Genomic DNA, 13614 nt, shown 5'->3' on the forward strand with positions numbered 1-13614 from the left:
TTAGGGTTTTAACGTAATCAATGGTATAGAAACGGTGAAGGTTTCCTGGGTTTCGGTGATTAATAGTTGTTTTTGTCCCATCAGTCGGTATCGCTCATTAATATTCTTTAAACCGATCTCGCTGCTATAGGCATTCTTATTTTTGAGCATTTTATTATTTTCTACAATGATATGGCTATCTGTGCTGAAATAGATGTTTATTTTTAAGGGTAGCCTGGTGCTAAAAACATTGTGCTTAATGGCATTTTCTATCAGCAGCTGGAGTGTAAGAGGGGGTAAACCAAGGGTATCAATATCTTCGTGTCCGGCTATTTCAACAATAATCCCATCGCCATAACGGATTTGATAAAGATACAGGTAGGCGGCTATAAATTCCAATTCTTCTCTTAATGAAATGAGGTCTTTCAATCTGTTTGCCAGCATATATCGGTAAATGGAAGAAAGATTGGCCAGATAAGTTGTCGCGGTTTTCGGTTCATCCTCAATAAGTGCGGTAACAATGCTCAGGTTATTAAAAAGAAAATGGGGGTCAAGCTGAAGCTTTAGCGCTTCTAGCTGTGCCTGTGTAGTATGTTGCTGTAGCTCAAGAGATTTTAAACTGGCATCATTCCATCGATGAAAAAAATAGGCTGCGGCAAATACAACAGTGGTAAGCAGAGAAAAAATGGTTCCTACAATTAGTGCCTGCCTGAACATCAGTTCATCATAAAGAAAGCGAACGGGTAGCCTGATAATAAAAAACAAATTCAAAATGAGGTAGATCAGGCCAATGTGCAGCAGGAACTGGATCAGAAACCTCATGGCAATATGCCCTTCCCAGCTGTAAAATCGATTTATAAAACTGGTGAGCTGAATCCCGGTTTCAAATAATGCAGCAGCATAAGCAATGGCCAGTACAAGCTCCAGTACAAAATCCACACTAAAAAAATATTGCAAACCGGAGTGTTCTGGCTCATATGGATTAATTAAAAAAATGACGAGATACAACAGCATCCCGAATCCTGGGTAACCATAGCGCCGGAATATGTTATAATTCTGTTTGTACATCTTTTCCAGTAAAGTTAAATCTCTTTTATCAGAAAATAAGTCAATTCTCAAATTTGTTCTTTCCAGATATGTTTTCCAGTTCGGCAATGGCTATGGCCTGTTGCAATTTTGCGGTGTACAGATCAGTTTCTGCTTGTGAAAGTTTTACTTTTGTTTCTAATATTGCGGTGTTGATTTCAAATCCGGCAGTCAACCTGTCTTGCTGTTCTTTTAATTCATCCTGACGAAAGGATACCGCTTTGCCAGCGGCGGTAATTAAGGCATTGCATTGCGCCACTTTTCTGGATAACCGATCAATCGATAACCCAATTTGCTGCTGGGTGTAGGCCATATTTTCTTCCGCTTGTTTTAATTGTGCCTGCCGCTGATTTTTTATTTCACGGTTTGTAAAAAGATCCTGAAGGTTCCATTTCAGGCTGATGCCGACATATGGACTACTTACCGGGAGGATTGGGCTTCCTTGTTGCCTATAGTATCCAGCCACAATTCCGAAATCTGGCAGGTTGCCCTGTTTAACTGCTTTTATCCCTAATAGGGCCTTCTCCTTATTCAGTCTGGCTATTTCCAAATCGGGATTAAGTATGGCACTGCTGCGGTAATCATTTATTAATATACCTTTTTCATTCCATGAGGGTTCCTCTAGGTTTAGTTTTTGCAGCTTAATACCTGTTAGACTACTCATTTCAGAAAGATAATCCTGAAGCTGCAAGTCAGTTTTCATCAAAGCCTGTTCCTCATTGGCGATATCAGCCCGGAGTCCGGCAAGGCCAGCAGCGGTAACGGTAACTGCCATGCGTGATGTTTCTCCATCAGTAAGTTTTGCTTTTGCAAGTTCAATGCGGAGCTTTCCAGATTCGGATGTTTTACGCAAAATTAAAGCACTATAAAATAGTTGTTCCACCTGTAGTGTCAGTTGCAGCGCAGTTTGTGTACTTTCCTGTCTGGCAATTTGAATATCAGTCTGATCAATGGTCATTGCGGTACCCAGTTTGGCTTGTTGTGTAATGGGTTGATAAAGGTTAAAGCCGACATTATAATTGCCTTTTTCGCCGATTTTAAACCTTGTATCCTGTGCAGGTAAAAGTTGTGCTGCACCATTTCCGGTATTAATCATTCCTATCGTTCCGGCCGGAATAGAAATATCTGGCAACATGAAATTATATTGATAGCTTCCATCTATTGTAAAAGAAGGGAATCTTTTAATTCCATCTTCGTGCAGTTTGCTGGTTTTTTCTAAAACCTGGTACTGCCTGATGTTAAGCTGATGGCTGTTTTTTTTTGCCGCATCGATCAGCTGATGAATTGAATATGCCGTTTGTGCCTTGCTGTTGTAACAGATGAGGCATAAAAGTATCACCCGCCAACTGTTTTTAATCTGATTAATCATTTTGAATTATATTTTGATGTTGACTATGGATTTCTTGTTTGTCACCAGCGTTTACCCAGCCAATATACATTACGGGTACGGTAAGCAAGGCCATAATCATGCTCCAGATGACGCCGAAAGCAAGTACGCTTGCCAGTGGTGCCCACATGGGCGAACCTGATATAATCATCGGCAGTACACCAACCGCCGCCGCCATGGCCGTGAGGAAAATTGGGCGGAGCCTCCTTTTGGCAGATTCAGTGGCAGCGGTTCGGATATTCATGCCATGCTGAATCAGGATATTGGTGTAATCAACCAGAATGATTGCGTTACGGACTACAATCCCCGATAGGGCAATTAAGCCAATAAATGCGGTAAAACTGAAATTATTACCCGTGATGGCCAACCCTAGTATTGCACCGAAAAGACTTAACGGGATTGTGGCCATAATGATCAGCACCTCTTTAAAGTTTTTAAACTGGAACATCAGAATGAAAAAAATGAGTACCAAACTGGTTCCAAGTGCAGTGTACATATCTGCTTCCACTTCTTCCTTTCCACCTTCTTCACCTCCGTATTCAATATGGTATCCTGCCTGAAGCTTTAGTGCATTTATTGCAGGTTTGATCTGTTCAAGCAGTTCGGCTGGCAGTATATGTGCCTCCGTTTCGCTTTGAACCGTAAGCGTACGGATGCCATTGCGGTGCATGATGTTTCCGCTTTGCCACTGCGGTAACAGGGTTGCGATTTGCCTGAGTGGTATTTGTGCATTGTTTAATGGAGAAGAGAGGTAGATGTTTTCCAGATCATCTGTATTTCTTCGCACCTGCTGGTCTAATCGCAACCGGATATCTACCGGGTTGTTTCCTTCATAAATAGTAGAAATCGGTGCACCACTAAAACCCGTAAAAATAGCACTGGCAATATCTCCGGTAGTAAAGCCAAGTTGTCCGGCTTGCGGGTTAGGCGTAATCTGTATACCGTAATAATCTGATGCAAAATCATTACGCACCAGTTTACTGCCATTTGCCCTTTTAATGATATTTGCCACCTGTGTACCGTATTCCTTAAGCGTATTGATATCGTCTCCAATAATCCTTACTTCTACAGGTGCTTTTAGGTCGTTTCCCTGCTGCATCTGCTTCACGTAAAAAGTTCCGTCAGGTATCAGAGCGCTCACTTTTGTGGTAAGTTCTTCAGCCATTTCTTCTGTGGTTTCGTTATTGGTTGTGGTAATCAATATTAACCCGTAATTGCTGGTTGGAACTTCAGGAGCAAAGTTGTAATAAAACCTGGGTGCTGATGTTCCGGAAAAGGCAGCATATGAAATGACTCTTTTATCTCTTTTGATCAGGTTTTCGGCCTGATTTATTGCCGCATGTGTCTTCTCTAGCTTGGTGCCGGTTGGCATCCAGAGTTCTACTATGAACTGGTTGCGTTCGGCAGGCGGAAAAAACAACTCACGAACACCGAATTTCATTACAATTCCGGTGAGCAGCACAAAAATGATACTGGTTAACATGGTCAGTTTTGGATGTTTGATACACCAATCCAAAGCTTTATTATATGTGTTTTGCATCCTCATGAGTACCGAAACCTTTGTTTTCTGATCGGCTTGTTGACCATCACTTAAGAAAGGATGATTTAGGCCTTTTTTAATGAAAGTATAACACAGCAGAGGGGTGAGGAACAGCGCTACAAAATAGGAGGCAATTAATGCCACTGCCACCGTAATAGGGAGGGTAAAAATAAACTCTCCGGTAGAACCCTTAATCAGTACCATGGGTAAAAAGGAAGCAATGATCGTAATCGTAGCCGCCAGAACCGGGATCAGCAAATCGTGTGCGCTGCGCCAGGCTGCTGTCCAGCGGTCAATACCTTCATCTAAAAGTTCAACATAATTGTCTGCGATCACGATGGCATCATCTACCACCATCCCCAGAACCAGTATCAATCCGGCAAGTGATACCTGGTGTAGTTCTATTCCCAGTGCATTCAGAATAGCGAAAGTAAGCGATACTGTCATTGGGATAGCCAAAGCTGCCACGGATGCAATCCTGAAAGGTAAGAGCAGAATAACTACTACAATCACTGACAGTATAGCTAGGAAAAACTCCTTTATAAAATGAGAAATATGATCATCCACCAATGTTGGCTGAGAGATTAATGTGGTCACCTTTATATTGCTTGGTATGCGTTGCTTCGATAAGGCAATCATACGGTCTACTGCTCTTCCAAAAGCTACGATATTATTACCTTCATGCATTTGAATAGATAGCAATATGGCTTTATTTCCGTTTACACTGATGATACTTTCTGGCTCGGTATCTGTTCTTTTCAAACTGGCTATGTCGCCTAGTTTTACCGGGATACCAGTAGGTGAAAGCCCTAAAACCTGGTTGGCCAGGTCTGTTTCAGTATGGAAATAGCCATTGGTATAAAGCGGAGTCTTACTACTTAAAGTTTTAATTTCTCCAGTGGCCGCAATGGTATTCTGTGATTGTAATACCTTTTCTACCTGCCTGAAATTGAGGCCATACTGCGCCAGTTTACCGGAGGTGGAAGAAACCACTATTTCTTCTTTCTGATCTCCAATGCGCTTCACTTTTGAAGTTTGCTTCAAAGTGCGAATCAGGTCTTCTACCTTTTGGGCGTATCCACTTAATTCTTTATAACTTGCCTGGTTGCTTTCCAGTGCAATCACCACAGCTTCCGTATCACCAAAATCAGAATCAACGATTGGTCCCTGAATACCTTGCGGCAGTTCTGATGCTTTGGTAACCAACAACTGGTGGCGGAGCTTGCTCCAAAAAATGTCTGGCTGCTTAACTGATTCTGTGAGTTCGACATTAATTACAACTATGCCATCTTTAGAGGTGGAATATGTTTTTGTTTTATCTACCTCATCATATTGGAAAAGTTGCTGTTCCAGTTTTTTGGTCAGCTGCTCCTCCACCTGTGCAGATGAAGCTCCGGGAAATCCGGCCAGAACAAGCCCCTGCCGAATGGTAATTTTTGGATCTTCCCTGCGGGGCATATTAACCAATGAGTTGATGCCGACAGCAAATAGCGACAGCAAAACCGCCAGCGTGAGGTGCTTATATTTAAGCGCTGCTTCTATGAAATTCATATGATTACTGTTCTATTTTGATAGGTGCACCATCATTTAAAGCATTTTGCCCTGAAATCACTATGGTTTCACCTGTGGATAAACCTGATATAATTTCTACACGATTTGCAGACATTTTACCAAGGCTAATTTTTCGTTTAAAGGCACGGTGGCTTTTGAGGTCTGCCACATACACATAGCTTTGATTGCCGGGTTCATTTACAATACATTCCGGAACGATGTTAATACCGGTTTTGAAATGACCAGAGGAGATTCTAGTTTGGGCAATCATGCCAGGCCGGATGGCGAGATCCTGATTATTGATTTCAATTTTCAAAGTAAAAGCCCTTGTAGTCGCATCAGCCAGGGCACCAACTTCCACTATTGTTCCTTTATAGTGCCTGTCTAATGCTTCAATATCTACGTCTGCCGACTGGCCTTTTTTCAAGCCTTTCAATTCTCCTTCAGGCACCAGGGCAGATACCTTTACTTTTGTAATGTCGGCCAATACAAATAGTGGTGTTCCGGAAGCAATAATTTCTCCCACTTCTATATCCTTGCTGAGTAATATCCCACTAATAGGTGCATAAAGGCGGGTATCCTGAAGGTTTTTGACCGCTAGTTTTAGTTGTGTGCTGGCTTTTTGCAATGCAAAGTTTCCTTTGGTAAAGTCAAGTTCACTGATGCTGGATTTAGCATGCATAATTTTTAAACGGTCGAACTGATCTTTGGCTTCATTTAATTCTACTTCCGTCAGTTGCTTGTTTAATATATAATTGGTTGATTCCAGGCTGGCTACCAAACTTCCCTTTGAAACCGCTTGCCCGGGTAAAAAGTTGATCTCACTGATTTTACCTGGTACCATGAATCCGAGTTTAACGGTAGCGTTTCCTTCAATATTTCCACTAAGTACAAGATCCTGGTCTGTTTTGGTGGTTATCAGTTTTTCTGTTTTAACCCTAATTGCTTGTATGGATAAGTGTTCGGATTTCTCGTCCTGATTACCACATGCCACCAGAAGAAGGGAGAGCATTGAAATGATCAGCGCATTTCCTCCAGCCTTTTTTATGCTGCTTATAAGTTTCATATTGCCTGTATTTATTGGCAAAGATGATAGAAAGCCTTTTGATTAAAGCCCTGTACTGACTGAACTGACAAAAATGATGACTGAAGTTACCAAAAGGCTAAACTTTAGTTTTTTTAAATTCATTTTTTTAGCGCCGATGAAGACAAATGACTAACCTTTTTAAGAATCTTTTATGAAACTTTAGGTATTTATTTAGCAATTCTAAACACCTGGAAATAAGCTTTGTAGATATGAAGAAAAATTAATGTGATGCCAGAAATTTTATTTAATTGATTTTCAATGAATTAAAAATTCAGCTGAAAAATATTGATGAACAATTTAACCTGGTAATCTGTTCATGATGCCGTATGAGCAACCCACAAACCACTGCCCCGGTAGATAAGAAGATTATCTGGCCGCTACAATCCCTTAATTTTTTTATGGCAGACCTCCAGGCTGGTGTGGGACCATTTCTTGGTATCTTCTTACTGGCCCATGGCTGGAAAAGCGGATTGATTGGTTCTGTTATGACTATTGGTGGGGTGGCAGGCATGATCATGACGATTCCTGCTGGTGCACTGATCGATGCCACTAAAAGAAAACGGTTTTATGTGGTCATCTCTGCCGTTTTTACCATCCTTGCTTCGTGCATTGTATTGTTTACACAAGAATTTTGGCTGGTGAGTATCTCGCAGGTGGCTACTGCTATTGCAGGTTCAGTTATTGCCCCGGCAATGATTGCGATTACCCTGGGGATTGTGAAGCAAAAGGGATTTAATCGGCAGAATGGACATAATCAGGCTTTTAACCATGCGGGTAATGTAGTGGGCTCTGCACTTTCAGGCTACCTGGGGTATAAATTTGGTATGCCCGCGATTTTTCTATTGGCAGCACTTTTTGGTTTATTATCAATTATAGCAGTGCTGTTGATTCCTGCAAAGGCTATTGATGACCAAGCCGCAAGAGGGATGAAAGAGGGGAGCCCGGACGAGCAGGCCACTGGATTTAAAGTGCTTTTGACGTGTAAGCCTTTATTAATTCTGGCTGCGGCACTGGCTTTATTTCATTTGGGTAATGGTGCCATGCTTCCGCTATATGGTCTGGCAGCTGCAGCAAAAGATCAGGAAAATGCTTCTATGTTTGTGGCGATGACGATTATCATTGCACAATTAGTGATGATTGGAACTTCATTAATTGCCATGCGAATGGCTGAAAAAAGTGGTTTTTGGCTAGTCTTATTAATTTCCTTTATTTCTCTGCCTATACGTGGTTTTATCGCCGCCTACCTTCATAGCCACATTGGCATTTATCCGGTTCAGGTATTAGATGGTATTGGTGCAGGTTTACAAAGTGTAGCGGTTCCCGGTTTAGTGGCACATATTTTAAACGGTACAGGGCGGGTGAATATTGGTCAGGGTGCAGTGATGACCGTTCAGGGATTAGGTGCTTCTTTAAGTCCGGCCATTGGAGGTTGGATAGCTGAAGGAATGGGGTATAATCCAGCTTTTTTAATTCTGGGAAGTTTCGCTGCGGGCTCAATTTTGTTGTGGTTAATTTTTGCTAAAAGCCTTAAAGCAGCAGGTTAAGTAGTTGATTCCATCAGCAGCCATTATAACTTCATACTTACCTCATACAAAAACATTATTTTTGGGCATGCAGTTCTCTAATTTGCAAGCCAAACCTCTTAACTATCGAAGTATAACATGATTTATCTTCCTACCTGGATCATTTCATTTCTGGCCATTGCTGGCGTAATTATTCGCCCTTTTAAAGTTACCGAAGCCGTTTATGCGGTAACAGGCGCAATTTTATTATTGCTTCTCAGGCAGATTAATTATCACGAGGCAATAACTGGCATGGCTAAAGGGATAGACGTTTACCTTTTTCTAACCGGTATGATGCTGCTGGCGGAAACAGCCAGGGCAGAAAAACTGTTTGACTGGCTCGCTGCTCATGCCACCCTGATGGCAAAAGGCTCACCATCCCGTTTGTTTTTACTCATTTACCTGGTTGGGATTGCAGTCACTACCTTGTTATCAAATGATGCAGCGGCCGTGGTGCTAACACCTGCCGTAGCCGCCGCTGTAAGTGCAGCCAAAGTAGAAAAACCACTTCCGTACTTATTAATCTGTGCTTTTATCGCCAATGCCGCTTCCTTTGTTTTGCCCATTTCAAATCCGGCTAACCTGGTTATTTACGGTAGTCATATGCCTTCCTTATATCAATGGCTTTCTACCTATCTCATTCCTTCCATTTGTGCCATTACGGTTACTTACCTGGTATTGTATTTAACACAGCGTAGTGATTTCAGTGTTCAAATTAGAACCGATATCCAGCTGCCAGCATTATCCAGCGGTGGCCGAACAGCCCTTATAGGGATAGGAATGACAGCTGTTGTGTTATTGGTTGCTTCAGGATTAAACATGGACCTGGGTTTGCCGACGGCCATAACGGGGATATTAACCACAATAATTGTAATGATTACGGTTAAAAAAAATCCTTTAGCTGTTATAAAAGGAGTTTCATGGGCCGTGCTTCCTTTGGTGGCTGGCTTATTTATAATTGTTGAGGCATTAAATAAAACGGGCATGATCCAAAGCCTGACTGCATTTCTAAATCAAGGTATTGCAGCATCAGCAACTGGTGCCGTATGGCTTAGTGGGATATTTACGGCATTTGCCTGTAACCTGATGAATAACCTGCCTGCCGGATTAATTGCAGGAAACGTGCTGAATCAGGGGCATTCTCCTGAAATAGTTAAAAGCGCTGTATTAATTGGTATTGATCTGGGGCCTAATCTATCCATTACCGGATCATTGGCTACCATTTTATGGCTCGTGGCTTTACGCCGGGAAGGGCTGGAAGTAAGTGCCTGGAAATTTTTAAAGCTTGGTGCCCTGGTCATGACTTTGGCACTGATTGCGGCGTTGGCTTCGTTATGGATCTGAGAAAGGTAAGATATTGATAAAAAGTCATATCCTTCACCTGATTTACATTTTATTAATTTTTAAAGCGCTATGCCGCTGGGCATCAAACTTTTGAGGCATCAAAAGTATTCAAAAATGCTTGTCAATCCAGCAAGGGGCTTTTCACACTATCCCTTACACATCAAAAAAACAATGATCACTTTGTTTTGTTCGTTTGTGCCTATTGAATGGTAATGCTAAATCTGAACACAAAACCACTGCGTTTCAGGTTCGTTAATGCCATTTGTACTGTTATTGCAACTGTTTTTTTGATTTTCCCAGCCCTTGGGATTGACGGCGTTCTTCGGTAAAACCTGTTGTTTATTAAAGCAAGTTAGCATGATGTATAATGCTAAAGCCGAACATAGCTACTTATAGTTATTTCAGCAAAAACCAAACAGGCATTCAGCTGTTATCAGCATGCTCAGAGATGAAGAAAATTTAATTTCATGTTCATTCCAGGCATATTTGTCAATTATACTTTTGGAGTATAAATTATTAAAGACATGAAAAAAAACAATAACAGAATCTGGTTAACAGCCGTGTTGTTAGCTGGAACATTTGCCCTTCAGGCACAAGAACTTCCAAAACCACCAGCAACGGCAGCAGGCTTGCCTGATCCGATCGCTAAAGGAGCGCCCCGCCCGCCTATAGGTATAGGTACCCCAGGTGAACCACCAAGACCTCTTGAAGATGCGCAACTTATTCAATTAATAACCATAAAAGGTACAGTAGTGAATCCAATTGCCAATGAGGAGTTCGAATACAATGGCCTTTTAGTGCGGACAAGTAAAGGGGATGTGAGTGTAATGTTTCCACCACATTTAGGTGAAACAATCATTTCATCAGCAAAAAATGGTGCCAGTGTAACCATTACCGGCGATGAAAATACCAATCCTGAAGGAAAGAAAATCTTTCGTTTAAATAGTATCGAGGTTAATGGTAAACTAATTAGTGATACGCCTCCCGTAGCACCACTTATTAATGAAAGTCAGGAACAAAAAAGTTTCAGTGCAAACATTAAACAGTTAAACTATGGTTTGGAGAAAGAGGTTCGTGGTTTTACTCTTTCATCAGGAGAGCGGGTAAGTATTGCGCCACACATTGCACAGCAGCTGGCCAGCCAATTAAAATCTGGCGAGAAGGTAGTGGTAACAGGTTTTGTAGAACCGAAGAGACCAGGTGTAATGTATAGCCAGAAAGCAACCCTGATCAGGGCCAGAACATTGAATATTAACGGACAAACCTATCTGGTTAGATAATTTGCAGGATGCCACATTTTTATATTTAATTTGTGGCATCCGGCATTTAAGGAAGAATTACAATGAAGATATTGCTTATAGAAGATGAAATAAAGCTTGCAGGCTATATCAAAATGGCACTCGAACAGGCTGGTTATGTGGTAGATCATGAAGCTGATGGTACTATTGGACTTCAAACCGCCATGGTGAATCATTATGATTTAATCCTACTGGACCTGATGCTTCCTTCACAAAATGGTTTTGATATTCTTTCCAACCTGCGTAGTTTTGATAATTATGTTCCTGTGATCATCATTAGTGCGCTGGGCACAACAGAGCAAGTAATTAAAGGCTTGGATGCAGGTGCAAATGATTATCTTAAAAAGCCCTTTGAAATGGATGAATTACTGGCCAGGGTTCGTGTATTGCAGCGTCAACATACGCCGAAGAGTTTATCAAAACTAAAAGTAGAGGATCTGGAGATTGACCTGCTGAGTAGGGTGGTAAAGCGTGGTGAAAAAACAATTGCTTTAAGTAACCGTGAATTTCTGCTTCTTGAAATGCTGATGATCAATCCGGATAAAATTATTACCAAAACACAGATACTGGATAAGGTGTGGAACATGAGTTTTGATCCCGGTAGTAATGTGATTGAAGTTCACCTTTACCAGGTAAGAAAGAAAATTAACGAAGGGTTTGAACACCAGCATATTCAAACGGTAATTAACAGGGGGTATATCCTTAAAACTTCAAAATCAACAGAATGAAACGCTATTTTTACCGTGGGCTTAGATTCAGAATGACCTTGCTGTTTAGCATGGTCTTTATTGTGATTAATCTGGTTTTCGGTAGGCTAATCTTTCAGTATTTTAAAGGGGGCTACGTTGAGAATTATAATAAATACCTTTATACCCGTGCACAAACGATTCTGGATAAAACTGAAATTAATCCTGATATTATTGCGCTGCCTGATTCAGGAGAATCTATTCGTGTATTTTACCACAACAACCAAAGGCAACCTGTTTTGGTATTTCAGTCGCCTGGAATCATTTCCCGCTTGCGGGTACCAGAACATTCTGTTTTAATTGATAGCCTGGGTCAATATGGTGTTTACCTTAAAAAGGAAAATTATGATGGACGACCTGTTGAGCTTTTGCTCACCGTTTCAGATTATGCTTTAAAGCATAAAATCAATCAGTTTACTTTATTGATGATTGCACTCACGGGGATTAGTTTACTGGCCAGTGCTGTCTCTGCCTATTTTGCTTCAGGATGGTTAATCAGACCTATCCGGTCCATCGCCATGCAAGCCTCTAAAATTAATACTGAGCGGCTGGGGCAGCGAATCCAAATTAAGGAAACTCATGATGAACTGGAGCAACTGGCCAAAACCATCAATGAGATGATTGGCAGGATAGAGGATGAGCAGCAAACCCGTAATAATTTTTTTGCTGCCGCATCGCATGAACTTCGTACACCTTTGGCTAATCTTAGTGCACAAACAGAACTTGAATTAGGCAATAGAAATTCAAAAACTGATCAGGATTTGTTGGGTAGCCAACTTACTGAGATTCGTCGTTTACAATCTATTGTAGAGCAGTTTTTACTCATCAGTGAGTTCAATCAAAACGGGTTATTATTAAGAAAGAGCAAGGTTGATATTTCCGATCAGCTACTTACGGTTTTTGCCCGAAATAATCATCAGGCTCAAATGCGCAACATTGTTTACGACATGCGTTTTGACGAAAACATCCAATCTTTTGAAATGATGGTTGATGCCGAAAAAATGGAAATGGTGTGGCAGAACCTTTTACAAAATGCATTAAAATATATGCCACAAGGCACTACATTGCTGTGCTCAATAGTGCAGGTTAATGATAATCTTGTGGTCAGTTTTCAAAACACCATCCTGCAGGAGCAGGTAAACGTATCAGCATTAGGTACACCTTTTACCAAAGGAAGATCCATCACATCAGGTTCAGGTTTGGGCCTTTGGCTTTGTAACGAAATTTTAGGGGCACATGGTGGAATGCTCAAACTGGAAAGCCATGCCTATAGTTTCAGCGCTACGGCATATCTGAAATCACCAACTGGAAAAACAGGAGAATTATCACAGGATCATTTGGCGGTAGAATAATACCAAATAAATAAAAACCTGCATTCGATAATTATTAATTAATTTAAACACCCCGGTCTGCGACCACCCCTCTGAAAGAGGGGAATTACGGTCGCCTGTAAGGCCTATTATTAATCCAACACTCAGGTTAAAAAGATTATCGAGTGTATTTTACATCCCTGTAAAAACCGATCATTGCCAGTTTTTAATTGCCGATAAGTAGGTCCAGGCAATAAACAGTATTTGTAAGGGGATTCTGAACCATAGATAATTTATCCCACTTCCGTTATAGGTGGCTTTTTGATAATCAATATGCTTAATTGCTGCATATATATTTGATGGAAGGATGAGGAGAAAAAATGCAATTAACAACCAGGCTGTCATTACGCTGAACGCCGGAACAAAAAGACCGATAGCAGCAGCAATTTCAATAATTCCGGTTAAGTAAACTACCTGGGCTTTATAAGGTACAAAATCTGGCAGCATCATGGCCATTCCATTATTAAAGGCAAAGTGTGCTGAGGCGGTAAACAGTAACATAACCGACATGGCGACTTTGCCAGAAAGTGCAAATTCATAGTTCCCCCGGAAAATCTTATTAATGGCTATCGCAATTATAAATACACTGAGTAAAACGAGTAAAGGTTTCATTGTTTTTTTTTGGTAAAGGTCTGGCTATTTATCTAATGTAACAATGAACCCA

General features: G+C 41.1%; 10 protein-coding genes. 5 read left to right on the forward strand and 5 right to left on the reverse strand.

The genetic code is table 11. The features are described from left to right. Genes AN34_RS06845 through AN34_RS06860 form a run of 4 tightly spaced genes read right to left on the reverse strand, consistent with a single transcriptional unit; the run spans position 1 to position 6609 of the window. Complete coding sequence (locus AN34_RS06845) at positions 1–1098, reverse strand: sensor histidine kinase (RefSeq protein WP_051666293.1); 1098 nt, start codon at positions 1096–1098, stop codon at positions 1–3. Beyond that, positions 1088–2434 (reverse strand): TolC family protein, encoded by a 1347-nt coding sequence (locus AN34_RS06850; RefSeq protein WP_029283619.1) that lies wholly within the window; start codon positions 2432–2434, stop codon positions 1088–1090. Before AN34_RS06850 ends, AN34_RS06845 begins: the two co-directional genes overlap by 11 nt. After that, on the reverse strand, positions 2427–5543 hold the full coding sequence (locus tag AN34_RS06855) for an efflux RND transporter permease subunit (protein WP_029283621.1): 3117 nt from the start codon (positions 5541–5543) through the stop codon (positions 2427–2429). Before AN34_RS06855 ends, AN34_RS06850 begins: the two co-directional genes overlap by 8 nt. 4 nt (positions 5544–5547) lie before the next feature. Further along, positions 5548–6609, reverse strand: coding sequence for an efflux RND transporter periplasmic adaptor subunit (locus AN34_RS06860; protein ID WP_051666295.1), 1062 nt, complete (start codon positions 6607–6609; stop codon positions 5548–5550). Positions 6610–6956: 347 nt separating this feature from the next. On the opposite strand from AN34_RS06860, the gene AN34_RS06865 reads away from it, so the two are divergent. The 5 genes from AN34_RS06865 (at position 6957) to AN34_RS06885 (ending at position 12932) form a co-directional block, all read left to right on the forward strand. Beyond that, a complete protein-coding gene (locus AN34_RS06865) occupies positions 6957–8174 on the forward strand; it encodes an MFS transporter (protein WP_029283626.1) in 1218 nt (405 codons plus the stop codon). Positions 8175–8291: 117 nt separating this feature from the next. Then, complete coding sequence (locus tag AN34_RS06870; protein ID WP_029283628.1) at positions 8292–9536, forward strand: arsenic transporter; 1245 nt, start codon at positions 8292–8294, stop codon at positions 9534–9536. A gap of 524 nt (positions 9537–10060) precedes the next feature. Further along, positions 10061–10816 (forward strand): hypothetical protein, encoded by a 756-nt coding sequence (locus AN34_RS06875; protein ID WP_029283630.1) that lies wholly within the window; start codon positions 10061–10063, stop codon positions 10814–10816. A gap of 62 nt (positions 10817–10878) precedes the next feature. Next, positions 10879–11562 carry a response regulator transcription factor gene (locus AN34_RS06880; RefSeq protein WP_029283632.1) on the forward strand — a complete coding sequence of 228 codons (684 nt, stop codon included), beginning with the start codon at positions 10879–10881 and terminating at the stop codon, positions 11560–11562. Continuing rightward, a complete protein-coding gene (locus tag AN34_RS06885; protein ID WP_082468337.1) occupies positions 11559–12932 on the forward strand; it encodes a HAMP domain-containing sensor histidine kinase in 1374 nt (457 codons plus the stop codon). Before AN34_RS06880 ends, AN34_RS06885 begins: the two co-directional genes overlap by 4 nt. Before the next feature lie 171 nt (positions 12933–13103). Here AN34_RS06885 and AN34_RS06890 read toward each other — a convergent pair whose 3' ends face one another. Further along, a complete protein-coding gene (locus tag AN34_RS06890) occupies positions 13104–13562 on the reverse strand; it encodes a membrane protein (protein WP_029283636.1) in 459 nt (152 codons plus the stop codon). Between the last annotated feature and the right edge of the window lie 52 nt (positions 13563–13614).

It is taken from the genome of Pedobacter sp. R20-19 (assembly GCF_000708265.2).
In the GTDB taxonomy this organism is placed as follows: domain Bacteria; phylum Bacteroidota; class Bacteroidia; order Sphingobacteriales; family Sphingobacteriaceae; genus Pedobacter.